Genomic DNA, 23,558 nt, shown 5'->3' on the forward strand with positions numbered 1-23,558 from the left:
TCCTCACGCCGGCCCGGGTCCCGCGCCGCGCTGTTTGTAGAGGCTGATCGACACGGTCTTGTCGTCGTCCACGGCGGAGGAGACCTTGCCCGCGAGAGCGGACAGGACGGTCCAGGCGAACGTGTCCCGCGAAGGCGCGTGACCGTCCGTCGTCGGGGCCGAGACGGTGACCTCGAGCGAGTCGTCGACCAGCCGGAAGACACAACTGAGCACCGAGCCGGGCACGGCCTGCTGGAGCAGGATCGCGCAGGCCTCGTCCACCGCGATGCGCAGGTCCTCGATCTCGTCGAGGGTGAAGTCCAAACGGGCCGCGAGACCGGCCGTGGCCGTCCGCAGCACCGACAGGTAGGCACCCGCAGCCGGCAGCCGGACCTCCACGAAGTCCTGGTTCGCCACGGGCTCGCCTGCGATCTGGGACACCCTCACCTCCAAGGTGGTACAAGCTCTCTCAGGGCCGGGGGCATCCCCCGGGACAACGCGATACATGGTTCAGCGGTGACGCTACCGCGCGCCCGGCCTTTCTGTCCCGGAGCCCCAACCCCTTGCTGTCACTCATAGTAAAGCTACGGATACGCTCCGTGGCTAGGGGTTCTGCGGGCCCAAATGGGAACGGCGGGCGCCGGATTGACGTACCCACACGTCAGACGGTCGAACCGTCCCCGATTCCGGTCACACCAGCACGTGGTCCACGAAGCACCAGCGCCAGTCCTCGCCGGGCTCGAAGGTCCGCATCACCGGGTGTCCAGTGTCCTTGTGGTGCTTGGTCGCATGCTGTCCCGGCGAGGAGTCGCAGCATCCGACGTGGCCACAGGACAGGCACAGCCGCAGCTGCACCGGATGCGTGCCGTCCGCCAGGCACTCCAGACACGTGTCGCTCCCGGGCTCGGGCTCCGGATGCGGCAGCGTGCCGGCGTGCGTGCACTGTTTCATGATTGCCAGATTACGACGGGCGTGCGGGTGACCGCGCGGAAAGCGGACGGGCGACGAACGATGGGTGGGCGAGGACCATGGACGTAGTGCCGCTGCTGTTCCTGGTGGCGGGCAGCGCCGCGGTGGCCGGGGCCGCCCGGCGCACCCCCGTGCCGGCGCCCCTGCTGCTGGTCGCCGTCGGACTGGCGGTCGCCTACGTCCCCGGCGTCCCCGCCTACGCCCTCGACCCCGGCGTGGTCCTGCCCCTGTTGCTGCCGCCGCTGCTGTACACCTCCGCCATCGACAGCTCCTACCTCGACCTGCGTGCGCAACTGCGGCCCGTGGCGCTGCTCTCCGTCGGCTACGTGCTGTTCGCGACCTTCGTGGTCGGCTGGGCCGTGTACCTGCTGGTGCCGGGACTGCCGCTGACCGCGGCGCTGGTGCTGGGCGCGGTGGTGGCGCCGCCGGACGCGGTCGCGGCGACGGCGGTGGCCCGCAGGGTCGGGCTGCCCTCGCGGATCACCACGATCCTCCAGGGCGAGTCCCTGCTCAACGACGCCACCGCGATCACCGCCTACCGGGTGGCGCTGGCCGCAGCGGTCGGCGAGGGCGCGACCTGGGCGGGCGGCGTGAGCGAGTTCCTGGTCGCCGCGATCGGCGGCGTCGGGATCGGGCTGGTGCTGATGGCGCCGCTGCACTGGCTGCGCACCCACCTGAAGGAGGCGCTGCTGCAGAACACGCTCTCCCTGCTGATCCCGTTCGTCGCCTACGGCGTCGCCGAGCAGGTGCACGCCTCCGGCGTCCTGGCCGTCGTCACCGTCGCCCTCTACCTCGGCCACCGCGCGTGGGAGGTCGACTTCGCCACCCGGCTCCAGGAGGACGCGGTGTGGCGGATGGTGGCGTTCGTCCTGGAGTCGTCGGTGTTCGCCCTCATCGGACTTCAGTTGCCGGTCGTCCTCAAGGGCCTCGGTGCGTACTCCGGGCCCGAGGCCGCCTGGTACGCGGTCGCCGCCTTCCTGGTGGTCGTCGCCACCCGGTTCGTGTGGGTGTACCCGGCGGCGTTCCTGCCCCGGCTGCTGTCCCGGCGCGTACGGGAGCGCGAGGAGAACCCCACCTGGAGGGGCGCGATGGTCACGGCGTGGGCCGGGATGCGGGGCGTGGTGTCCCTGGCCATCGCCTTCTCCATCCCGGTCACGCTCCACGGCGGCGCACCCTTCCCGAAGCGCAACCTGCTGCTCTTCCTGACCTTCACGACGGTCATCGGGACCCTGGTGGTGCAGGGACTGACGCTGCCGCCGCTGATCCGCGTGCTCAAGTTCCCCGGCCGCGACGTACGGGCGGAGACCCTGGCCGAGGCGAACGCGCAGGCGCAGGCGTCCCTGGCCGCCGAGCGGCGTCTGGACGAACTCCTGGCCGACGAGCGCAACGCCCTGCCCCCGCCGCTCGCCGACCGGCTCCGCGCGGTCCTGGAGCGCCGCCGCAACTCCGTCTGGGAGCGGCTCGGCCAGGTCAACCCGGTCACCGGCGAGTCGGTCGACGACACCTACCGCCGGCTGTCCAGGGACGCGATCAGCGCCGAACGCGCGGTCTTCGTACGCCTGCGGGACGGCCGCTACATCGACGACGAGATGCTGCGCACCCTGCTGCGCAGGCTGGACCTGGAGGAGGCGGCCGCCTACCGGGAAGCGGCGTGAGGAGCGGGCGGGGCCTCCGAGGGGCCGCGTGGGGGCGTCCGGATGCCGGGCCGGGTGGTGTGGTGAGGGACCGGGCGGTGCCTCCCGGAGGCCGCGTCGTGGCGTCCGGGTGCCGGGTCGGGGCGTGAGGCTCAGGCGGGTGCCGGGTGCGGCGTCATGGCGGGGTGGTTCGGACGGGTGCGAGTGTGACGGCCGGGCAGCGGCGTCCGGTCGACGGGCGGCTCAGGCGGGCATCGGGAAGGGCCTGCCCGTGACGACCGCGGCGATCGTCGTCCCGCGCGGGAAGGCGCCCTCGCCGGCCAGGGTGACCAGGCCGTACAGCAGCTTGGCGACGTAGAGGCGCTCGACGGGGACGCCGTGCCGGGCGGTGAAGTCCTCGGCGAAGGCGTCGAGTTCGGCCGGGACACGGGCGTAGCCGCCGCAGTGGAAGCGCTCGTCGAGCGACCACGTGCCGCGCCGGGCGCCGAAGGCCCGCTCCTGGAGGGCCTCGATGTCCGCCGCCAGGAAGCCGCCCCTGAGGGCCGGTATGCCCAGGGCACGCCGGCCGGGTGCGAGCCCGGCGGCCAGGCCGGCCAGGGTGCCGCCGGTGCCGCAGGCCAGGGCGACGACGTCCGCCTGCTCGCCCAGCTCCTCGCCCAGGGCCCGGCAGCCGCGTACCGCCAGGGCGTTGCTGCCGCCCTCGGGGACCACATGGGCTTCCTCGGCACCCGCGGCGCGCAGCAGGGCCGCCAGCGTCTCGGGCTCGGCCTTGCGGCGGTACGCCGACCGGTCGGCGAAGTGCAGCCGCATCCCGTCGGCCACGCAACGCGCCAGGGAGGGGTTCAGCGGGCGCCCGGCCAGCTCCTGGCCGCGGACCACGCCGACCGTCGGCAGGCCCAGCAGACGGCCCGCGGCGGCCGTCGCACGCAGGTGGTTGGAGTAGGCGCCGCCGAAGGTCACGACCGTCCGGCCGGCCGCGGCCCGCAGGTTCGGGGCGAGTTTGCGCCACTTGTTGCCGGTCAGCTCCGGGTGGATCAGGTCGTCGCGCTTGAGGAGCAGCCGCAGGCCGTGACGGGAGAAGCGGTCGTCGGCGACCTCCTGGAGGGGCGAGGGCAGCCGGGGGGACAGCGCGGCGAGGCCGGGGGCGGCGGAGCTGGTCACCCGGCCATTGTCCCCGCCAGGACCGGACGGTGGCACGGCCGCCGAGATGCCGCGAATCCGCTGGTCACGGAAGGGGGATCCGCCATTTCTGCCCGGGGCGACGGTGATCCATTCCCGCTCTTTCGGGTAATAGCACGACCACGCTCCGTGATGGAAGGCTGACGCACGCAAATCGATGCACGGCGCCGAGCGCGCCGGGCATGAGCGGGAAGGCAATTCTCTATGTCGGTAGGCGAAGAGGTCCGCACGGAGCAGGACCGGCCGCAGCAGAGCCTCGGCACCGCGGCCGCGCGGAACCTGGCCACCACCACCAAGTCCGTTCCCCAGATGCAGGAGATCAGCTCCCGCTGGCTGCTGCGCATGCTGCCCTGGGTCGACGTGCAGGGCGGCACGTACCGGGTGAACCGGCGGCTCACCTACGCCGTCGGCGACGGCCGCATCACCTTCGTGAAGACCGGCGACCGCGTCGAGGTCATCCCGGCCGAACTCGGCGAACTGCCGGCGCTGCGGGGCTACGAGGACGACGACGTGCTCTCGGAGCTCGCCCGGCGCTGCCGCCAGCGCGAGATCGAGGCGGGCCAGGTGATCGCCTCCTTCGGCAACCAGACCGAGGAGGTGTACCTGCTGGCGCACGGCAGGGTCCAGAAGGTCGGCACCGGCCCCTACGGCGACGACCAGGTCCTCGGCGTCCTCGCCAACGGCGCGTACTTCGGTGAGCAGTCGCTCCTCGACCCGGACGCCATCTGGGAGTACACGGCCCGCGCGGACACCGCGTGCACCGTCCTCGTGCTGTCCCGCCACGACTTCGAACAGGTCGCCGACCGCGCCGAATCGCTGCGCACCCACCTCCGGCAGCAGGTCTCGATCCCCGAGCAGGGCGCCAACAAGTACGGGGAGAAGGCGGTCGAACTCGCCGCCGGACACAGCGGTGAGCCGGACATCCCGCACACCTTCGTCGACTACGAGGCCAGCCCCCGCGAGTACGAACTGAGCATCGCGCAGACCGTTCTGCGCATGCACTCGCGCGTGGCCGACCTCTACAACCAGCCGATGAACCAGACGGAGCAGCAACTCCGGCTGACCGTCGAGGCGTTGAAGGAGCGCCAGGAGCACGAGCTGATCAACAACCGCGACTTCGGCCTGCTCCACAACTGCGAGTACGACCAGCGGATCCACCCGCACGACGGCGTGCCGAGCCCCGACGACATGGACGAGCTGCTCAGCCGGCGGCGCGGCACCAAGCTGTTCCTCGCCCATCCGCGCGCGATCGCCGCGTTCGGCCGCGAGCTGAACAAGCGGGGCCTGGTCCCGGAGACCATCGACATGGGCGGCAACCGCATTCCCACCTGGCGCGGTGTGCCGATCTTCCCGTGCAACAAGATCCCGGTCACCGAGGCGCGGACCAGCTCGATCATCGCCCTGCGGACCGGCGAGGACGACCAGGGTGTCATCGGGCTGCGCGCGAAGGGCATCCCCGACGAGATCGAGCCGAGCCTGTCCGTGCGGTTCATGGGCATCAACGAGCAGGCGGTCATCAAGTACCTGGTGACGGCCTACTACTCGGCGGCGGTGCTGGTGCCGGACGCGCTGGGCGTCCTGGAGAACATCGAGGTCGGCCGTTGGCGCTGAGCACGCGCGCCGGCTCCCGGTGTCCCGGCCCGCCGGGCCGGGTACACCCGGGGGGTACGCGCCCAGTTCCGGCTGCGGAAGCGCCGCCGTCCGCGGTCTCTTCGCGGGGGATCGGATGTGGATCGGATGGTTGAGTTCATGACGGAGACGACGCGGCGCCCGACCGGCGTGCCCCGCCCCGCCGGGGCCAAGTGGCCGACGGGACCCGGCTCCGCCGAGACCCTTCCCCGGCCCGCCGCCGGCGGTGGCACGGGCGGACCCGCGGCTTTCGGCGGGCACGACGGGCACGACGCGGCAGTGATCCTCGAACGGTCCCGGGCGTCGGTCGATCCCGAACTGCGGGCGGCCGTCGCCTCCCTGCCCGCCGCGATGCGCCGCATCGCGCGCTACCACTTCGGCTGGGAGCACGCGGACGGCGCCCCGGCCGCCGGCAACGGGGGCAAGGCCATCCGTCCGGCGCTGGTCCTCACGGCGGCCACCGCGCTCGGCGGGCCGCCCGCGCGGGCGGTGGCGGCGCGGGCCGCGACGGCGGTGGAACTGGTGCACAACTTCACGTTGCTGCACGACGACGTGATGGACCGGGACGCCACCCGACGGCACCGGCCCACGGCGTGGACGGTGTTCGGCGAGAACGACGCGATCCTCGCCGGAGACGCGCTCCAGGCGCTGGCCCTGGGGCTGCTCGCCGAGAACCCGCACCCGGCGTCACCGGCCGCCGCCGCCCGGCTCGCGGCCTGCGTCGTCGAACTGTGCGAGGGCCAGCGGGTGGACACCGCCCTGGAACGGCGCGCCCCCGGCGAGGTCACGCTGGCCGAGGTGCTCGCCATGGCCGAGGCCAAGACGGGCGCGCTGCTCGGCTGTGCCTGCGCCGTGGGGGCCCTGTACGCGGGAGCGGGTGAGGAGGAGGTCGGGGCGCTGGACGCGTTCGGCCGGCAGGCGGGGCTCGCCTTCCAGCTGATCGACGACGTGATCGGCATATGGGGCGATCCGGCCCGCACCGGGAAACCGGCCGGAGCCGACCTCGCCGCCCGCAAGAAGTCCCTGCCGGTGGTCGCCGCGCTGACCTCCGGCACCCCGGCCGCGGCCGAACTGGCCGAGATGTACGCCCGGCCCCACCAGCAGGGGGAGGAGGAGCGTATGACGCTGGTGGTGGAGCGGGCCGGCGGCTGGGACTGGGCGCAGGCCCAGGCGGCCGACCGGATGGCCCGGGCCGTGGACGACCTGGCCCGCGCCGTACCGGATCCGGCGAACGCGGGCGGCCTGCTGGCCCTGGCCGAGTTCGTGACCAGACGCACCAGCTGACCCGGCCGGGGGAAGACCCCGGAGCCGTCGGGTCCGAACGGCTCCTGACCCCGTACGGCCGCCGGCGGCTCCGGCGCGGCGGGCCCCGCACTGCCCCACGGCGTGCGGGGACCGCCTCTTTCGCTTAGGCTCAACTCCCGTATTCCGAGCGGCACTTGACCTGAGAGGGCGGAAGATGGGCGTGGGGATCCGGGCAGCGGGGGAAGACGACCGGGAACTGGTCGTGCGGCTGCTGGACGAGGCCTTCCAGGACGACCCGGTCAGCGGCTGGGTCTTCCCGGAGCGGGAGTACCGCCGGACGACCCACCACCGGCTGATGGCCGCCTTCACCGACATCGTGCTCGCCGAGGGCCGGATCGACGTGACCGAGGACGGCACGGCGTGCGCGCTGTGGCTGTCGATGCCGGCGGCCGACGGCGACGGTCCGGACGGCGGGGACGAGGCCGACGACGCCGTGCGGCTGCGTGAGAGCGTCGACCCGGCGAACGCGCGGGTCGAGGAGATCGCCCGCCTGATGGCCGAGTCGCACCCGGCGGACCGCGCCCACGAGTACCTGTGGATGATCGGCGTCGCACCGGCCCGCCAGGGGGAGGGCCTGGGCAGCGCACTCGTCCAGCACGTCCTCGACCGCTGCGACCGCGAGGGCCTGCCCGCCTATCTGGAGGCCAGCAGCGAGCGCAGCACGAAGCTCTACGAACGCCTGGGCTTCACCTACGCCGACCGCACCCTCGACATCCCGGACGGCCCCCGGATGTGGCCGATGTGGCGCGAACCCGTCACCGGCCGGGACAGATCCTGACCCCGCGGACCCGCCGGGCTCAGGACCGCTCGTCCTGCGACCGCTCCAGGAAGCGCAGCATGTTCCCGGCCGGATCGTGGAAGGCGCAGTCGCGCACCCCGTACGGCTGGTCCGTCGGCTCCTGGACGACATCGGCACCGTACTCCTGGACGCGGGCGAAGAGGGCGTCGCAGTCGGCGGTGGTGAAGATGACCCCGCGCAGCATCATGCCCTTGGCCAGCAGCCGGGCCATGGCCTCCCGGTCGGCGGGGGAGGCGTCCGGGTTCGCCGCGGGCGGCTCCAGGACGATCTCCACGTCCGGTTGCAGCGGCGACCCCACGGTGACCCACCGCATCCCCTCGAAACCGACGTCGTTGCGGACTTCCAGCCCCAGCACGTCGCGGTAGAAGGTGAGCGCCTTGTCGTGGTCGTCGACGGCGATGAAGCACTGGCGCAGTTTGAGGTCCATGCCCTCACGCCAGTGCTGCGACCGGAAGGTTCACCGGCTCGCGACGCCACTAGGGCGCGGGCGGCGGTCCCGCTCGCCCGGGGCGGGTGAAGGTCCGGACCACGCAGGCCGGGATCACGGCGCGGTCCGTGCGAGCGCGGCCACGTCCAGCGGCTCGGCGTACTCACCGTCCATACGGTCCCGGGTCCGCCGCAGCCGCACCAGGTCCTCGGGCGTCACTCCGCCGGCATGCCACGTCGGCCGCCGGCCACATGGGCGGGAGAAAAAGACCGCACCCGGGCCGCATGGACGCCGTGTTCGGCGGTCTGCGGGCCGGGTGCGGGCCGGGTGACCGAGCGGTCGAGGAGACCGCGGGTCGGAAAACGTGATCGAAGGTCAGGCCTTCTTGGTCTCCCAGAAGATCTTGTCGATCTGGGCGATGTAGTCCAGCGCCTTCTGGCCCGTGGCCGGGTCGGTCGAGGCCTTGGCGGCGGAGAGGGCCTTCAGCGTGTCGTTGACCAGCTGGTGGAGCTCCGGGTACTTCTCGAAGTGCGGGGGCTTGAAGTAGTCGCTCCACAGCACGGAGACGTGGTGCTTGGCCAGTTCGGCGCGCTGCTCCTTGATGACGGTGGCACGCGTCTGGAAGTGCGGGTCGTCGTTCGCGGCCATCTTCTCCTGGACGGCCTTCACCGACTCCGCCTCGATGCGGGCCTGGGCCGGGTCGTACACACCGCAGGGAAGGTCGCAGTGCGCGCTGACCTTGACCTTGGGGGCAAACAGGCGGGAAAGCATGGAGCCATCCTTCCTCGTGATCGTCTTCTCAGGTGGGACATTACTCCCTGCCAGGTGTGTTTTCGCGAGTGCCCCCTAGGGCTTAGGACAAAAGTCCGGGGTGAGACTGAGACTGGTGGAGGAACGTGACCGGGGAGGTGCCGGGGATGCCGGAGCTGTCGCAGGAGACCGAGCGCAGGGGCGCCGTACTGCCCTTCGGGCTGGCCGAGGTGACCGGGCCGTCCATGGTGCCCACGCTGCACCACGGGGACCGGCTCGTGGTGCAGTACGGCGCCCGGATCCGGCCCGGTGACGTGGTGGTCCTGCGGCATCCGTTCCAGCAGGACCTGCTGGTCGTCAAACGCGCCTCGGAGCGGCGCGACAGCGGTTGGTGGGTGCTGGGCGACAACGCGTACGCGGGCGGGGACAGCACCGACTACGGGGCCGTGCCCGAGGATCTGGTCCTGGGCAGGGTACGGTTCCGCTACCGGCCGCGCAGACGCGCTCAGCGCTCGCCGCTGGCGCTGGTGCGCTGGGCGCTGTCGGCCGCCCGGCCCGTGTTCACCGACCGGTCGGCCTCCAGGCGCTTGCGGGCCCGGTAGGCGGCGACGTTCGCGCGGGTCGCGCAGCGGTCGGAGCAGTAGCGGCGCGAGCGGTTGGTGGAGGTGTCCAGGTAGGCGTTGCGGCACGGCGCGGCCTCGCACAGGCCGAGGCGGTCGACGCCGTACTCCGTGAGGTGGAAGGCCAGCCCCATCGCCGCTATCGCCGCGTAGCCGGCGGTCGCGTTGGACGGGTGGTCCGCCAGGTGCATGTGCCACAGCGGGCGGCCGTCGTCGTCGCGGTGGTCGTGTCCCGAGATCTGCGGGCTCACCGGGAACTCCAGCAGCAGGGAGTTCAGCAGGGCCACCGCGAGCGTCTCGTCGCCCTGGTCGGCCGCCTCGAAGACCGAACGCAGCCGGCCCCGCACCGAGCGGAAGCGCGTGACATCGGCGTCGGTGGCGCGGCGGGCCGCCGAGGAGTTGGCGCCGAACAGGTCCCGGATCGCGTCGACCGAGGTCAGAGTGTCCTTGCCCCGGGCCGGTTCCTCGCTGTTGACGAGCCGTACGGCGTAATCCGAGTAATAGGCCAGTTCCACTTGTAGTCCTTACGGAGGCGCTCTATGGTCGAGGGAGCGGTCGGGTAACAGCCGGCTGGCCTTCAAGGGTATTACGTGACGTGGGCAGGGAGGGCTGCGATGACGGACATGAGGACGGGCATCACCGCGGAGGGGGCCGACTGGGCCGCCTGGCAGGAGAGCTGGGACCGCCAGCAGGAGTGGTACATGCCCGACCGCGAGGAACGCTTCCGCATCATGCTCGACATGGTCGAGGCGCTCGTCGGCACCGCCCCGCGCGTCCTGGACCTCGCCTGCGGCACCGGCAGCATCACCGCCCGGCTGCTCGCTCGCTTCCCCGGGGCCACCAGTACCGGCGTCGACCTCGACCCGGCGCTGCTCGCCATCGCGCGCGGCTCCTTCGACGGCGACGAGCGGGTCTCCTTCGTGACCGCGGACCTCAAGGACCCCGACTGGCCGGCGAAGCTGCCCTACGACTCCTACGACGCCGTCCTGACCGCCACGGCCCTGCACTGGCTGCACAGCGAACCTCTCGCCGCCCTCTACGGCCGGGTCGCGGAACTCGTCCGCGACGGTGGTGTCTTCATGAACGCGGACCACATGATCGACGAGACCACCCCCAGGATCAACGCGGCCGAACGCGCCCAGCGGCACGCGCGCATGGAACAGGCCAAGCGGGCCGGCGCCCTGGACTGGGCCGAGTGGTGGCAGCTGGCCGCCAAGGACCCGGTCCTGGCCGAACCGACGGCCCGCCGCTTCGAGATCTACGGCGAGCACGCCGACGGGCACATGCCGTCCGCCGCCTGGCACGCGCGCGTACTGCGCGACCAGGGCTTCACGGAGGCCCGCCCGGTGTGGTGCTCGCCGTCGGACACGCTGCTGCTCGCCCTCAAGTAGGGCTCCCGCGCACCGCACGCGGGAGGGGCGGTACGGGATCCGTCCCGTACCGCCCCTCGTCCGTTCTCGTGCCTGCCCTGCTACAGCACCTTCGACAGGAACGACTGCGTGCGCTCGTGCTGCGGGTTCGTCAGGACCTCGCGCGGATGGCCGGATTCCACCACCACGCCCTCGTCCATGAAGACCAGGCTGTCGCCCACCTCGCGGGCGAAGCCCATCTCGTGGGTGACGACGACCATCGTCATGCCGGACTCGGCGAGGTCGCGCATGACGTCGAGGACGTCACCGACCAGCTCCGGGTCGAGCGCCGAGGTCGGCTCGTCGAACAGCATCAGCTTGGGGTCCATGGCCAGGGCGCGGGCGATCGCCACCCGCTGCTGCTGGCCGCCGGAGAGCTGCGAGGGGTAGTGCCCCGCCCGGTCGGCCAGGCCCACGCGCTCCAGCAGCTGCACGGCCCGGTCCCTGGCCTCGCTCTTGTTCACGCCCTTGACCTGGACCGGCGCCTCGATGACGTTCTCCAGGGCGGTCATGTGCGGGAACAGGTTGAAGCGCTGGAAGACCATGCCGATGTCCCGGCGCTTCAAGGCGACCTCGCGGTCGCGCAGCTCGTACAGCTTGTCGCCCTGCTGGCGGTAGCCGACGAGCTCGCCGTCGACGTACAGCCGGCCCGCGTTGACCTTCTCCAGATGGTTGATGCAGCGCAGGAACGTCGACTTGCCGGAGCCGGAGGGGCCGATGAGGCAGAACACCTCGCCGGGCCTGACCTCCAGGTCGATGCCCTTGAGCACCTCCACCTGGCCGAAGGACTTGTGGACACCCTCGGCCTTCACCATCGCGACGCCGGCGTCGCGCACGGTGGTGTCCTGCTTGGTGAGCTTGTCGGTCATGCCGTGACCTTCCTGCTGGAGAAGGACGTCAGGTGCGCCCTGACCTTCTGCCACGGCGTCGGCGGCAGGCTGCGGCTGGAGCCGCGGGCGTAGTACCGCTCGATGTAGTACTGGCCGACGCTCAGCACCGAGGTCATGATCAGGTACCAGGCGGCGGCGAGGAAGTACATCTCCACCGGGGCACCGGAGACCTGGCCGATGTCCTGGGCGTAGCGGAACAACTCCGAGAACTGGACGGCCGCCACGAGCGAGGTCGTCTTCAGCATGTTGATGACCTCGTTGCCGGTCGGCGGCACGATCACCCGCATGGCCTGAGGGATGACGATCCGGCGCAGGGTCTTGGAGTGGCTCATGCCCAGCGCGTGGGCGGCCTCCGTCTGGCCCTCGTCGACGGCGAGCAGACCGGCGCGGCAGATCTCCGCCATGTACGCCGCCTCGTTCAGACCCAGGCCGAGCAGCGCCGTCAGGAGCGGCGTCATGAAGTTCGACCAGTAGTCCTTGTAGAACGGCATCAGGTTGATGTACTCGAAGACCAGGCCCAGGTTGAACCACAGGAACAGCTGGACCAGGACCGGGGTGCCGCGGAAGAACCAGATGTAGAACCAGGCGATGGACGAGGTCACCGGGTTCTTCGACAGGCGCATCACCGCCAGGATGATGCCGCCGACGATGCCGATCACCATCGACAGGACCGTCAGCAGGAGGGTCTTGCCGACGCCGGTGATAATCCGGTCGTCGAAGAAGTAGTCCGGAACCGCGTGCCAGTTGATCTTGCCCTGGCCGAACGCGTAGATGATCGCGACCAGAATCGCGATCGCGACGGCGGCGGTGAGGTACCGCCCGTAGTGCCGGACCGGAATGGCCTTGATGGCCTGCGGTCCGGCCGGGGGCGTGTCCTTGGTCCCCGCCGTCTTGTCGATGTCAGCAGTCACGGGTGTCGCCTCTCAGCGGCTGCTCGGCGCGGTCACTTGCCGCCGTTGATGACGGATTCCTTCACGGCACCGTCCTGGGCGCCCCACTTCTCCAGGATCTTCTCGTACTCGCCGTTCTGGATGATCGCGTTCACCGCGGCCTGGAGCGCGTCGCGCAGCTGGGTGTTCGACTTGCTGACGGCGATGCCGTACGGGGCCGCCTGGACCTGCGGACCGACGACCTCGAAGTCGTTGCCGCCGCCGGAGGTCTTCACCGCGTACGCGGCGACCGGGAAGTCGGAGGAGACCGCGTCCGCGCCGCCCGAGCGCAGACGGGTCTGGGCCTGCTGGTCGTCGTCGAACGGCTCGATGGTGAGCTTCTTGCTGGCCGGGCACTTCTTCGCCTCGGCCTTCGCGAGGTCCTCCGAGACGGTGCCGCGCTCCAGGGCGATCTTCTTGCCGCACAGGTCGGACCAGCTGTTGATGCCCTTGGTGTCGCCCTTGCGGGTGTAGATCGAGACACCGGCCGTCAGGTAGTCGACGAAGTCGACGCCCTCGCCGACCTTCTTGCCCGTGCTCGGGTCGATGCCCTCCTGACGGCTCTTGTTGTCCGTCATGGCCGACATCGCGATGTCGTAGCGGCTGGACCGCAGACCGGTGAGCAGGGCGTCGAAGGTGCCGTTCTCGAACTCGAAGGTCACCCCGAGCTGCTTGCCCAGGGCGGCCGCGACGTCGGGGTCGAGGCCGACGACGTTGCCGGACTTGTCCTTGAACTCGACCGGCGCGTACGCGATGTCGGAGCCGACCTTGATGGTGCCCTTTTCGCGGATCTGGGCCGGGAGCTTGTCGGCCAGCGGGGCCGTCTTCGCCGAGCCGCTGCCCGACGGCTCCTTCTTGTCCTTGGTCTGGTCACCGCAGCCGGTGAGGATCAGGGCGCCGGTGACCACGATCGCACCGACCGCAGCTAGCCGGGAGTGCGCGGCGGTCGTACGACGGGTGGAGCGTGCGGTCATTGTGGTTCCTCCGGCTGATGGATGGAGCTGCCGACGGGGCGACGAGGACACACACCTTCGGGTGTTGCGACCTCGTGTGATTGACCGCATCTTGCCATTGGGGCTGGGCCAATCAGGGGAGTCGCCATGTCAAAATCGGATAACGGGTGACCCCCGAACCACGCGGAGCGGCTTCGGCGAAGCCGGACCATCTGCGGGAATGCCTTCTTTCGGCCGGAAGATCTTCGTCCCGTCTCAGGATGCGGTCCGCCGGGACATGATGTTTGAGTGCAGTTGCGGCTTTGTCGGGCAATCGACGACGAGTTGTCCCCATATTGGGCCAAGTGCCGCGCCTCCGTCATGTGACCTTGACGTTATGGACTCGTCGTTGACGCCGGTCGTCCGGTAAGAAGGTTCTTTACACCCCTCATCCGGGGCTCAGAGCGCGTGTGCGGCGCGCCCGTCGCGTAGGGGACCGAAGGCATCACTCACGGTCCGTGCGCGGTCCCGCCCGCTCCTCACCAGGAGCGGCAACCCTCAAACCATGAACACTTTAAGGGGTAAAACGAAGTGGCAGCGGAGATCGTCAATCCTCGCAGCGACAGCGGTACGGATCAGGACGGCGGGGCTGAGCCGCTCGATTCCTTCGATCCGGCCTTCGCGCTGCACCGCGGCGGCAAGATGGCCGTGCAGGCCACCGTGCCCGTCCGCGACAAGGACGACCTGTCCCTGGCGTACACGCCCGGCGTCGCGCGCGTGTGCTCCGCCATCGCGGAGCAGCCGGAGCTGGTCCACGACTACACGTGGAAGTCGTCCGTGGTCGCCGTCGTGACCGACGGCACGGCCGTACTGGGGCTCGGTGACATCGGCCCCGAAGCCTCCCTCCCGGTGATGGAGGGCAAGGCGATCCTGTTCAAGCAGTTCGGCGGCGTGGACGCGGTGCCGATCGCGCTGAACTGCACCGACGTCGACGAGATCGTCGAGACCGTGGTGCGCCTCGCGCCGTCCTTCGGCGGCGTGAACCTGGAGGACATCTCGGCCCCCCGGTGCTTCGAGATCGAGCGCAGGCTCCAGGAGCGTCTGGACATCCCGGTCTTCCACGACGACCAGCACGGCACGGCGGTCGTGACCCTCGCGGCGCTGCGCAACGCGGCCCGGCTGAGCGGGCGGGCGATCGGGGACCTGCGGGCCGTCATCTCGGGCGCGGGCGCGGCCGGTGTGGCCATCGCCAAGATGCTGATCGAGGCCGGTATCGGCGATGTCGCGGTCGCCGACCGCAAGGGCGTGGTGTCCACCGACCGCACGGACCTGACGCAGGTCAAGCGCGAGGTGGCCGAGTTCACCAACAAGGCCGGCATCAGCGGTTCCCTGGAGGGCGCGCTGGCCGGCGCCGACGTCTTCATCGGCGTCTCCGGCGGCACGGTGCCGGAGAAGGCCGTGGCGTCGATGGCCGAGGGCGCGTTCGTGTTCGCCATGGCCAACCCGAACCCCGAGGTGCACCCCGAGGTCGCGCACAAGTACGCGGCGGTCGTGGCGACCGGGCGCTCGGACTTCCCCAACCAGATCAACAACGTTCTGGCCTTCCCCGGCATCTTCGCGGGCGCGCTCCAGGTGCGGGCGTCCCGGATCACCGAGGGAATGAAGATCGCGGCGGCCGAGGCGCTGGCCGGGGTCGTCGGGGACGACCTCGCCGCCGACTACGTGATCCCCTCGCCGTTCGACGAGCGGGTGGCCCCGGCCGTGACCGCGGCCGTGGCCGCCGCGGCCCGTGCCGAAGGCGTGGCGCGTCGCTGAGCCGACCCGAACGGCCCCGTCCCCCGAGGACGGGGCCGTTTCTTTTTTCGCCTTCCTGTCCGGTGTGCTCCTGCCTGGCAAGAGGGTGAGCGTCACAGAGGCGCGTGGTTCCGCCGGCCGGGGCGCACCCCTATGGTCAAGGTCATGTTCGCTGTCTACGCCGCCCGAATCGACCGCGACCAGCCGCTGAGCGGCCTGGAGTCGGGGGAGCGCCCCGCCCCCGAGGCCCGACCCGGCTGGAGCACGGTCAACGTCAGGGCCGCCTCGCTGAACCACCACGACCTCTGGTCGCTGAGGGGGGTGGGGCTGTCCGAGGACAAGCTGCCCATGATCCTCGGCTGCGACGCCGCCGGCGTCGACGAGGACGGCAACGAGGTCGTCCTGCACTCCGTGATCGGACAGAGCGGGTACGGGGTCGGGCCCGGGGAACCCCGGTCCATCCTCACCGAGCGCTACCAGGGCACCTTCGCCGAACAGGTGGCCGTGCCGACCTGGAACGTCCTGCCCAAGCCCAAGGAGCTCTCCTTCGAGGAGGCCGCCTGCCTGCCCACGGCCTGGCTCACGGCGTACCGCATGCTCTTCACCAACGCAGGCGTGCGTCCCGGCGACTCCGTACTCGTCCAGGGAGCCGGCGGCGGTGTCGCCACGGCCGCGATCGTGCTCGGCGAGGCGGCCGGGCTGCGGGTGTTCGCCACCAGCCGGGACGAGGCCAAGCGCAGGCGCGCGGTGGAGCTGGGCGCCGTGGAGGCGCTGGAGCCGGGGGCGCGGCTGCCGCAGCGGGTGGACGCGGTGATAGAGACCGTCGGCGCGGCCACCTGGTCGCATTCGGTCAAGTCGCTGCGGCCCGGCGGCACGATCGTCATCTCCGGGGCCACGAGTGGCGACCGGCCGTCCCACGCCGAGCTGACGCGCATCTTCTTCCTGGAGCTGAAGGTCGTCGGCTCGACCATGGGCACCAAGGACGAACTGGAGGACCTGCTGTCCTTCTGCGCTGCCACCGGGGTCCGTCCCGTCATCGACGAGGTGCTGCCGCTCGACCGGGCCCGCGAGGGCTTCGAGCGGCTGGAGTCGGGCGGCCACTTCGGCAAGGTCGTGCTCACCAACTCCTGACTCTCGCCACCTGTTCTCCGAACGGCGGGCCCGGGCGTCTTCCGGGCCCGCCGTTCGTCTGCCCGCGCCTCGGGCGTCTCCGGCCCCTCGGATGTCTCCGCCCCCGCCAGACATGTCAACCATGGTTGACGAGCCCGCAGTGTCAATGTAGGTTGACAGCGTGACCGAAGCAACGGATCTCGCCGAGCGCGCCGGCGACCGCGATCCCCGAGTCGGACTGCGGGCCGTCGCCGCGCTGCGCCGGCTGCTCGAGCAGCTGGAGGCGGTACAGGTGCGCAGTGCGCGCAACCAGGGCTGGTCGTGGCAGGAGATCGCCGCCGAGCTCGGAGTGAGCAGGCAGGCCGTGCACAAGAAGTACGGGAGGCAGTGATGTTCGAACGGTTCACGAAGGACGCCCGGGCCGTAGTGCGGGGTGCGGTGGAGTACGCCGAGGACGCGGGAGCGCAGTCCGTGGACGCCGAGCACCTGCTGCTCGCCCTGCTCGACCGCGAGGGCAGCCGTGGGTCCTTCGCGCTGGCGGCACTGGGGCTCGACGAGCGCGGGGAGCCGGTGCGGCAGGCGCTGCGCGACGCGCGGCGGCGTGCGGGCCTGTCCCGGGCCGACACCGACGCCCTCGCGGACCTGGGCATCGACGTCTCCGAGATCGTCTCCCGGGTGGAGGAGGCACATGGCGTCGGGGCGATGTCCGGCGACCGGCAGGGCAAGGGTGCCTGGCCGGGCCGCCGCACCTTCGGCCGGAGCACCAAGGACACGCTCGAGAAGGCCCTGCGCTCGGCGGTGGCCCACCACGACCGGCACATCGGCGACGAGCACATCCTCCTCGCCCTGACCGTCCGCCCGGGCGTGCCCGCCGAGGCCCTCGCCGACCACGGCGTGACCTACGAGTCGGTGACCCGCGTGCTGTACGACGGGGGACAGGCACGGGCGGCCGGTTGAGTCGAGGGGCGGCCGCCCGAGTGGGCCGGCGGGCGGCCGTCAGACCTTCGGGCGGTGCAGGAGCGAGGCGATATGGGCCGCTGCCGTGGACAGATGGCGGCGGGTCTCACGGAGCTGGTCGGCGGTGATGCCGTTGTCCCGGGCCGTGTCGCGGATGTCGTCGCGGAAGCGGTCCAGCAGGCGGTCCAGGTCTCGGGCCGGGTCGCCGGTGAGGTCCTCGTGCGCCCAGGCCGGTTCGTAGTCGGCCGGGAAGTCCTCCGGGGTCGTGGAGTACTCGGGGCGGGCCGTGCGGCCGACGTAGTCCTTGCCGAAGTCGCCGAACTCCTTGGCCAGTTCGGTCAGGCCCTCACGCACCCCCGTGGGCCAGTCGCCCCGGTTGAAGTGGTCCTGCACCTGCTCCTGGACCCGCTTGGCGATGCGCTGCAACTCCTCCTGAGCCTGGGTCCGCGCCCGCTCCTGCGCCTCCTTGGCCTGCCGCCGGGCCCGCTGGGCCTCGTCGCGCGCCCTGCGGCTCTCCTCCTTCGCGCGCCGCGCCTGCTCCTTCCACTCCTGCTTGACGCGCCGCATCTCCTCCTTGGCGGCCTGCCAGGCCTCCTTGTCGTCGGCCTTGACGTGCTCCCCGTGCTCTCCGTGTTCCCCGGCGCCCTCCCGGGCCTGGGACGCCGCCACGCGCATCTCGCGCCGCAGATCGCCCGCGGCGCCGCGCACATCGGCGCGGATCTCCGCGGCGAGTTCGGCGACGGACTCGCGGATCTCCAGCTCCAGATCGGCCAGTTCACCACTGCGGTCGGCCAGTTCGGCGCGGCCCGCGTCCGTGATCGCGTACACCTTGCGGCCGCCCTCGGTGGTGTGCGTCACCAGGCCCTCGGCCTCCAGCTTGGCCAGCCGCGGATACACCGTGCCCGCCGAGGGGGCGTACAGGCCCTGGAAGCGCTCCTCCAGCAGCCGGATCACCTCGTAGCCGTGGCGTGGGGCCTCGTCGAGCAGCTTGAGCAGGTAGAGGCGCAGGCGGCCGTGGGCGAAGACGGGAGGCATGTCAGAGCACCTTCTTGTCGGTCGTGCCATTGCCGGTACCGCCGCTGGAATCCCCGGCCGGGCGGGCGTCCCGCGGCTCCGCCTCCCACGGTCCGTCCTCCGTCGGCGGGCGCCGCAGCAGCGCGATGGAGCCGGAGACGGTGGTCGCCTTCAGCCGGCCGTTGCCCGCTCCGAGGCGGCCGGTGATCCGCTTGGCGCCCCACTGGCCGCTGACCTTGAGGTCCTCGAAGGCGTTGGACACCGTCCCGCTCGCGGTGTTCGCGTCCACCTGAGCGTCCGCCGGGTGGGGGAGCCGGATGGCGATCTCGCCGGAGACGCTGGTCAGGCTGACGTCGGTGGGGCCGCCCGTCGGGTCGAGGTCGACGATCATCGATCCGCTCACCGAGTCCGCTTTGACCGAGGGACCGGCGCCGTCGACCACCGTCAGGTCGCCCGAGACCGAGTTGAACCGCAGATCACCGGAGAGGGCCTGCGCCTCCACGTTCCCCGACACGGTGTCGGCGCGCACCGGGCCCGTCAGGCCCACCAGGGTGGTGTCCCCGGAGACGCCCTTGACCTCCGCGCGTCCGTCGATCCCCGAGACCGTCGCGCCGGCACCGACGACTCCCAGCTCCACGCGCGCGCTCGCCGGAACGGCCACGGAGACCACGGCGCTGCGCCGCCAGCCCTTGCTGTCCAGCCACTTGAGGAAGCCCTTCCAGGGCAGGTCCTCGTAGGCCACCGTCAGCGTCCCGCCCTGCTGGGTGACGACCAGGGGCGGCCCCTCGATCTCCGAGACCTCCAGGCGGGCCGGGCCCTCGTCGGTACCCACGACGTTCACCGTTCCGTGCACGATGCGGACGTTGAGTGCGGTCACCGGCTCGTCGAAGGTGAGCTTCCTGGGCTCACCGACGGACCATTCGGACATGGTGCAGACCTCCCCGGACGGGACGCGACACGCCATATCGCGTCGCCTGCTATCCACGATATATCGCGTTCATGGGAAGTCAAGACACTCGTTCCGGTGAGGCGGGGGCAGGTCCCCTGAAAAGCGAACGGGGCACCCTCAAGGGGGTGCCCCGCACCGAACGGACGTCGGTCCCTACTCGTCGTCCTCGTCGTCCAGCCGGGCCAGCCAGGTCGCCAGCCGCTCGACCGGCACCTCGAAGTCCGGATTCAGGTCGACGAAGGTCCGCAGCTGCTCGGCCAGCCACTCGAAGGTGACCTCCTCCTCGCCCCGCCGCTTCTCCAGCTCTTCGATGCCACGGTCTGTGAAGTACATGTGTTCAAGGATAGGTGCGCCGAAACGACCGGGCCGCACCCCCGTTGAGGGGGTGCGGCCCGGTCAGGTACGGCTCGCGGGAGCGATTACGCCTCGAACACCTCGCGCACGAGCTGCTCCTGCTCCGCCTGGTGCCGCTTCGCGGAACCGACGGCCGGGGAGGAGCTGTGCGGACGGGAGATGCGGCGCAGGCGCTCGCCGGCCGGGATGTCCGCGCCGACCGCCAGGTCCAGGTGGTCGATGAGGTTCAGGGCGATGAACGGCCACGCACCCTGGTTCGCCGGCTCCTCCTGGGCCCACAGGTACTTCTCCGCGTTCGGGTACTTGGCGATCTCGGCCTGGAGCTCGGCACCCGGCAGGGGGTACAGCCGCTCGAGGCGGATAATCGCCGTCTCGGCAGCCGCAGCGTCCGTCACGCCCCGCTTGCGGCGCTCGGCGTCCAGGTCGTAGTAGACCTTGCCCGCGGTGAAGACGACCTTCTTGACCGCCGCCGGGTCCACCGACGTGTCGCCGATGACCGGACGGAACTGGCCCGTGGTGAACTCCTCCGCCTTCGACGCCGCGGCCTTCAGGCGCAGCATCGACTTCGGGGTGAAGACGACCAGCGGCTTGTGGTGCGGGTTGTGCACCTGCCACCGCAGGAGGTGGAAGTAGCTCGACGGCAGGGTCGGCATCGCGACCGTCATGTTGTTCTGCGCGCAGAGCTGGAGGAACCGCTCCGGGCGGGCGGAGGAGTGGTCCGGGCCCTGGCCCTCGTAGCCGTGCGGCAGGAGCAGGGTGACGCCGGAGGTCTGGCCCCACTTCTGCTCGGCGGAGGAGATGAACTCGTCCACCACCGTCTGGGCGCCGTTGGTGAAGTCGCCGAACTGGGCCTCCCACATCACCAGCGCGTCCGGGCGGGCCAGCGAGTAGCCGTACTCGAAGCCCATCGCCGCGTACTCGGACAGCAGGGAGTCGTAGACGTTGTACCGGGCCTGGTCCTCGGACAGGTAGAGCAGCGGGGTGAAGTCCTCGCCCGTCTCACGGTCGATGATCACCGCGTGCCGCTGGCCGAAGGTGCCGCGGCGGGAGTCCTGGCCGGACAGCCGGACCGGGACGCCCTCCAGGAGCAGCGAGCCGATGGCGAGGGTCTCGCCCATGCCCCAGTCGATCGTGCCGTCCTCGACCATCGCCGCCCGGCGCTGGAGCTGCGGCAGCAGCCGCGGGTGGACGGTGATGTGGTCGGGGATGTTGACCTGGGACTCGGCGATGCGCTTGACGACCTCGGCGGAGACGGCCGTGGACACCGCGACCGGGAAGCCGTCCTGCGGCGCCTGGACGTCCCCGGAGGCCGGCTGGGAGGTGGCCTCGCGGACCTCGGTGAAGACCTTCTCCAGCTGGCCCTGGTAGTCCTGGAGCGCCTGCTCGGCCTCTTCCAGGGTGATGTCGCCCCGGCCGATCAGCGACTCGGTGTAGAGCTTGCGCACCGAGCGCTTCTTGTCGATCAGGTCGTACATCAGCGGCTGGGTGAAGGCCGGGTTGTCCGACTCGTTGTGACCGCGGCGGCGGTAGCAGATGAGGTCGATCACCACGTCCTTGTTGAACGCCTGGCGGAACTCGAAGGCCAGCCGCGCCACGCGGACCACGGCCTCCGGGTCGTCGCCGTTCACGTGGAAGATCGGAGCCTCGATCATCCTCGCCACGTCCGTCGCGTACATGGACGAACGCGAGGACTCCGGGGCGGCCGTGAAGCCGACCTGGTTGTTGATGACGATGTGGACCGTGCCGCCGGTGCGGTAGCCGCGCAGCTGCGACATGTTCAGGGTCTCGGCCACCACGCCCTGGCCCGCGAAGGCCGCGTCGCCGTGGATGGCCACCGGCAGGACCGTGAAGTCCGTGCCGCCCTTGTTGATGATGTCCTGCTTGGCGCGGGAGACGCCCTCCAGGACCGGGTCCACCGCCTCCAGGTGGGAGGGGTTGGCCACCAGCGAGACGTTGATCTGCTCGCCGTCCAGGCCGGTGAAGGTGCCCTCGGCGCCCAGGTGGTACTTCACGTCGCCGGAGCCGTGCATCGACTTCGGGTCGAGGTTGCCCTCGAACTCGCGGAAGATCTGCGCGTACGACTTGCCGACGATGTTGGCCAGGACGTTGAGGCGGCCGCGGTGGGCCATGCCGATGACGACCTCGTCCAGGCGGGACTCGGCCGCCGAGTCGATGACCGCGTCGAGCAGCGGGATGACGGACTCGCCGCCCTCCAGGGAGAACCGCTTCTGGCCGACGTACTTCGTCTGCAGGAAGGTCTCGAAGGCCTCGGCCGCGTTCAGCCGGCGCAGGATGCGCAGCTGCTCCTCGCGCTCCGGCTTGGAGTGCGGGCGCTCCACACGGTCCTGGATCCACTTCCGCTGCCTGGGGTCCTGGATGTGCATGAACTCGATGCCGACCGTGCGGCAGTACGAGTCGCGCAGCACGCCGAGGATGTCGCGCAGCTTCATCAGCGTCTTGCCGGCGAAGCCGCCGACCGCGAAGTCGCGCTCCAGGTCCCACAGGGTGAGCCCGTGCTCGGTGATGTCCAGGTCGGGGTGCTTGCGCTGCTGGTACTCCAGCGGGTCGGTGTCGGCCATGACGTGGCCGCGGACCCGGTAGGAGTGGATCAGCTCGAAGACGCGGGCGGCCTTCGTGACGTCGTCGTCGTGCGAGGCGTCGATGTCCTTGAGCCAGCGGACCGGCTCGTAGGGGATGCGCAGCGACTTGAAGATGTCGTCGTAGAAGTCGTGCTCGCCGAGCAGCAGGTTGGCGACGGCGCGCAGGAACTCGCCGGAGGCGGCGCCCTGGATCACCCGGTGGTCGTAGGTCGACGTGAGCGTCATGACCTTGGAGATGCCGAGCTTGTTCAGGGTGTCCTGGGAGGTGCCCTGGAACTCCGCCGGGTAGTCCATGGAGCCGACGCCCATGATCACCGACTGGCCGGGCATCAGGCGCGGCACGGAGTGGACCGTGCCGAGACCGCCGGGGTTGGTGAGGGAGACGGTGACGCCGGTGAAGTCGTCCATCGTCAGCTTGTTGTCGCGGGCGCGACGGACGATGTCCTCGTAGGCCTGCCAGAACTCGAAGAAGTTCAGCGTCTCGGCCTTCTTGATGGCGGCCACGACGAGCTGGCGGTCGCCGTTGGGCTTGACCAGGTCGATGGCCAGACCGAGGTTGACGTGGTCCGGCTTGACCAGGGTGGGCTTGCCGTCCTTCTGGGCGAAGGACCAGTTCATCGACGGCATCTGCTTGATGGCCTGGACCATCGCGTAGCCGATGATGTGCGTGAAGGAGATCTTCCCGCCGCGGGCCCGCTTGAGGTGGTTGTTGATGACGATGCGGTTGTCGAACAGCAGCTTCACCGGGACGGCGCGCACGGACGTGGCCGTGGGCAGCTCCAGCGAGGCGTTCATGTTCTTCGCGACCGCGGCGGAGGGGCCACGCAGCGTGACGAACTCCGGACCCCCGGGTGCCTCCGCGGCGGGCTCGGCCTTGGCGGCGGGCTTCGCCGGCGCCGGGGCCTGAGCGGCGGGCTTCGCGGGAGCCGGAGCGGCTGCCGCGGGCCGGGGCGCGGCCGGGGGCTGCGCGGGAGCGACCGGCGCGGCGGCGGCCTGCGGAGCGGGCCGGGCCGGGGCAGCCGGAGCGGCGGGCGCCGCCTGAGCCGTGGTGGTGGTCTCCGCGGCCCCCGCGGCCGCGGTACCCGCCGGAGCCTGCGGGGCGGCGGCCCCGGGCCTGTAGTCGGCGAAGAAGTCCCACCAGGCGCGGTCTACGGAGTTCGGGTCCTGGAGGTACTGCTGATAGATCTCGTCGACGAGCCACTCGTTGGCACCGAACGCGGCCGCGGGGTTCTTCCCGGCTTGGTCGGTGTCGGTCGAGATGCTCGAGTTACTGGGGGACTGTGGCGACACGGCGGCAACCGCCCTCTTCCGCTTCACAAGAATGATGGA

The 23,558-nt window shown here is 70.9% G+C and carries 23 protein-coding genes and 1 pseudogene; 10 read left to right on the top strand and 14 right to left on the bottom strand.

Translation table 11 applies throughout. The annotated features are described in order from the left end of the window. Nucleotides 1–3 precede the first annotated feature (3 nt). Entirely contained in the window at nt 4–420 is a 417-nt protein-coding gene (locus tag ABZ818_RS15740; protein WP_361414517.1) for an anti-sigma regulatory factor, read from the bottom strand. A 249-nt stretch (nt 421–669) separates the two neighbouring features. Further along, nucleotides 670–930 (bottom strand): UBP-type zinc finger domain-containing protein, encoded by a 261-nt coding sequence (locus tag ABZ818_RS15745; protein WP_361414519.1) that lies wholly within the window; start codon nt 928–930, stop codon nt 670–672. Nucleotides 931–1,007: 77 nt separating this feature from the next. On the opposite strand from ABZ818_RS15745, the gene ABZ818_RS15750 reads away from it, so the two are divergent. Then, on the top strand, nt 1,008–2,603 hold the full coding sequence (locus tag ABZ818_RS15750) for a Na+/H+ antiporter (protein WP_361414521.1): 1,596 nt from the start codon (nt 1,008–1,010) through the stop codon (nt 2,601–2,603). A 222-nt stretch (nt 2,604–2,825) separates the two neighbouring features. On the opposite strand, the gene ABZ818_RS15755 is transcribed toward ABZ818_RS15750, so the two are convergent. Continuing rightward, nucleotides 2,826–3,743: a pyridoxal-phosphate dependent enzyme gene (locus ABZ818_RS15755; RefSeq protein ID WP_361414523.1), complete on the bottom strand. Its 918-nt coding sequence runs from the start codon at nt 3,741–3,743 to the stop codon at nt 2,826–2,828. Between the two features lie 222 nt (nt 3,744–3,965). Between ABZ818_RS15755 and ABZ818_RS15760 the strand changes: the two genes are divergently transcribed. The 3 genes from ABZ818_RS15760 to ABZ818_RS15770 all read left to right on the top strand — a co-directional run bounded on the left by ABZ818_RS15760 (nt 3,966) and on the right by ABZ818_RS15770 (nt 7,473). Beyond that, entirely contained in the window at nt 3,966–5,372 is a 1,407-nt protein-coding gene (locus ABZ818_RS15760) for a family 2B encapsulin nanocompartment shell protein (RefSeq protein WP_361414525.1), read from the top strand. Nucleotides 5,373–5,498: 126 nt separating this feature from the next. Beyond that, complete coding sequence (locus ABZ818_RS15765) at nt 5,499–6,674, top strand: family 2 encapsulin nanocompartment cargo protein polyprenyl transferase (RefSeq protein WP_361414527.1); 1,176 nt, start codon at nt 5,499–5,501, stop codon at nt 6,672–6,674. A gap of 175 nt (nt 6,675–6,849) precedes the next feature. Beyond that, nucleotides 6,850–7,473 (top strand): GNAT family N-acetyltransferase, encoded by a 624-nt coding sequence (locus ABZ818_RS15770; protein ID WP_361414529.1) that lies wholly within the window; start codon nt 6,850–6,852, stop codon nt 7,471–7,473. 19 nt (nt 7,474–7,492) lie between these two features. Here the strand turns inward: ABZ818_RS15770 and ABZ818_RS15775 are convergent, their stop codons facing one another. The 3 genes and pseudogenes from ABZ818_RS15775 to sodN all read right to left on the bottom strand — a co-directional run bounded on the left by ABZ818_RS15775 (nt 7,493) and on the right by sodN (nt 8,692). Next, nucleotides 7,493–7,921: a VOC family protein gene (locus ABZ818_RS15775; protein ID WP_361414531.1), complete on the bottom strand. Its 429-nt coding sequence runs from the start codon at nt 7,919–7,921 to the stop codon at nt 7,493–7,495. A 120-nt stretch (nt 7,922–8,041) separates the two neighbouring features. Continuing rightward, a pseudogene (locus tag ABZ818_RS15780) lies at nt 8,042–8,140 on the bottom strand (AraC family transcriptional regulator); the annotation flags it as partial. A 156-nt stretch (nt 8,141–8,296) separates the two neighbouring features. Then, the gene (gene sodN / locus ABZ818_RS15785) at nt 8,297–8,692 is read right to left on the bottom strand and encodes a superoxide dismutase, Ni (protein WP_069765939.1); all 396 of its coding nucleotides are present in this window, start codon (nt 8,690–8,692) and stop codon (nt 8,297–8,299) included. Nucleotides 8,693–8,838: 146 nt separating this feature from the next. Here sodN and sodX point away from each other — a divergent pair, with 146 nt between their 5' ends. After that, nucleotides 8,839–9,273, top strand: coding sequence for a nickel-type superoxide dismutase maturation protease (gene sodX / locus ABZ818_RS15790; protein WP_361414533.1), 435 nt, complete (start codon nt 8,839–8,841; stop codon nt 9,271–9,273). Here the strand turns inward: sodX and ABZ818_RS15795 are convergent. Continuing rightward, complete coding sequence (locus tag ABZ818_RS15795; RefSeq protein ID WP_361414535.1) at nt 9,177–9,806, bottom strand: CGNR zinc finger domain-containing protein; 630 nt, start codon at nt 9,804–9,806, stop codon at nt 9,177–9,179. The genes sodX and ABZ818_RS15795 overlap by 97 nt on opposite strands. Nucleotides 9,807–9,905: 99 nt before the next feature. Between ABZ818_RS15795 and ABZ818_RS15800 the strand changes: the two genes are divergently transcribed. Then, entirely contained in the window at nt 9,906–10,682 is a 777-nt protein-coding gene (locus tag ABZ818_RS15800; protein WP_361414537.1) for a methyltransferase domain-containing protein, read from the top strand. An 80-nt stretch (nt 10,683–10,762) separates the two neighbouring features. On the opposite strand, the gene ABZ818_RS15805 is transcribed toward ABZ818_RS15800, so the two are convergent. From ABZ818_RS15805 to ABZ818_RS15815, 3 genes are read right to left on the bottom strand one after another with little or no spacing between them, the layout of a single operon-like run. Further along, nucleotides 10,763–11,515 carry an amino acid ABC transporter ATP-binding protein gene (locus ABZ818_RS15805; protein ID WP_361414620.1) on the bottom strand — a complete coding sequence of 251 codons (753 nt, stop codon included), beginning with the start codon at nt 11,513–11,515 and terminating at the stop codon, nt 10,763–10,765. Between the two features lie 50 nt (nt 11,516–11,565). Then, the gene (locus tag ABZ818_RS15810) at nt 11,566–12,501 is read right to left on the bottom strand and encodes an amino acid ABC transporter permease (protein ID WP_361414539.1); all 936 of its coding nucleotides are present in this window, start codon (nt 12,499–12,501) and stop codon (nt 11,566–11,568) included. A 32-nt stretch (nt 12,502–12,533) separates the two neighbouring features. Next, nucleotides 12,534–13,493 carry an ABC transporter substrate-binding protein gene (locus tag ABZ818_RS15815; protein ID WP_361414541.1) on the bottom strand — a complete coding sequence of 320 codons (960 nt, stop codon included), beginning with the start codon at nt 13,491–13,493 and terminating at the stop codon, nt 12,534–12,536. 549 nt (nt 13,494–14,042) lie between these two features. Between ABZ818_RS15815 and ABZ818_RS15820 the strand changes: the two genes are divergently transcribed. The 4 genes from ABZ818_RS15820 to ABZ818_RS15835 all read left to right on the top strand — a co-directional run bounded on the left by ABZ818_RS15820 (nt 14,043) and on the right by ABZ818_RS15835 (nt 17,312). Next, the gene (locus ABZ818_RS15820; protein ID WP_361414543.1) at nt 14,043–15,266 is read left to right on the top strand and encodes an NADP-dependent malic enzyme; all 1,224 of its coding nucleotides are present in this window, start codon (nt 14,043–14,045) and stop codon (nt 15,264–15,266) included. Nucleotides 15,267–15,410: 144 nt separating this feature from the next. After that, nucleotides 15,411–16,376, top strand: a complete 966-nt coding sequence (locus ABZ818_RS15825; protein ID WP_361414545.1) for a zinc-binding dehydrogenase — start codon at nt 15,411–15,413, stop codon at nt 16,374–16,376. A gap of 160 nt (nt 16,377–16,536) precedes the next feature. Beyond that, the gene (locus ABZ818_RS15830) at nt 16,537–16,746 is read left to right on the top strand and encodes an HTH domain-containing protein (protein WP_018571396.1); all 210 of its coding nucleotides are present in this window, start codon (nt 16,537–16,539) and stop codon (nt 16,744–16,746) included. Further along, nucleotides 16,746–17,312, top strand: a complete 567-nt coding sequence (locus ABZ818_RS15835; protein WP_361414547.1) for a Clp protease N-terminal domain-containing protein — start codon at nt 16,746–16,748, stop codon at nt 17,310–17,312. The genes ABZ818_RS15830 and ABZ818_RS15835 overlap by 1 nt, the downstream gene beginning before the upstream one ends. A gap of 39 nt (nt 17,313–17,351) precedes the next feature. Here ABZ818_RS15835 and ABZ818_RS15840 read toward each other — a convergent pair whose 3' ends face one another. From ABZ818_RS15840 to ABZ818_RS15855, 4 genes are all read right to left on the bottom strand, one after another. After that, nucleotides 17,352–18,347 carry a helix-turn-helix transcriptional regulator gene (locus tag ABZ818_RS15840; protein WP_361414549.1) on the bottom strand — a complete coding sequence of 332 codons (996 nt, stop codon included), beginning with the start codon at nt 18,345–18,347 and terminating at the stop codon, nt 17,352–17,354. A gap of 1 nt (nt 18,348) precedes the next feature. Beyond that, entirely contained in the window at nt 18,349–19,254 is a 906-nt protein-coding gene (locus tag ABZ818_RS15845; RefSeq protein ID WP_361414551.1) for a DUF4097 family beta strand repeat-containing protein, read from the bottom strand. A gap of 174 nt (nt 19,255–19,428) precedes the next feature. After that, a complete protein-coding gene (locus ABZ818_RS15850) occupies nt 19,429–19,608 on the bottom strand; it encodes a DUF6104 family protein (protein WP_003992906.1) in 180 nt (59 codons plus the stop codon). 86 nt (nt 19,609–19,694) lie between these two features. Then, nucleotides 19,695–23,519: a multifunctional oxoglutarate decarboxylase/oxoglutarate dehydrogenase thiamine pyrophosphate-binding subunit/dihydrolipoyllysine-residue succinyltransferase subunit gene (locus ABZ818_RS15855; RefSeq protein WP_361414553.1), complete on the bottom strand. Its 3,825-nt coding sequence runs from the start codon at nt 23,517–23,519 to the stop codon at nt 19,695–19,697. Nucleotides 23,520–23,558 lie beyond the last annotated feature (39 nt).

The organism is Streptomyces sp. NPDC047453, from assembly GCF_040643155.1.
Lineage (GTDB): Bacteria > Actinomycetota > Actinomycetes > Streptomycetales > Streptomycetaceae > Streptomyces.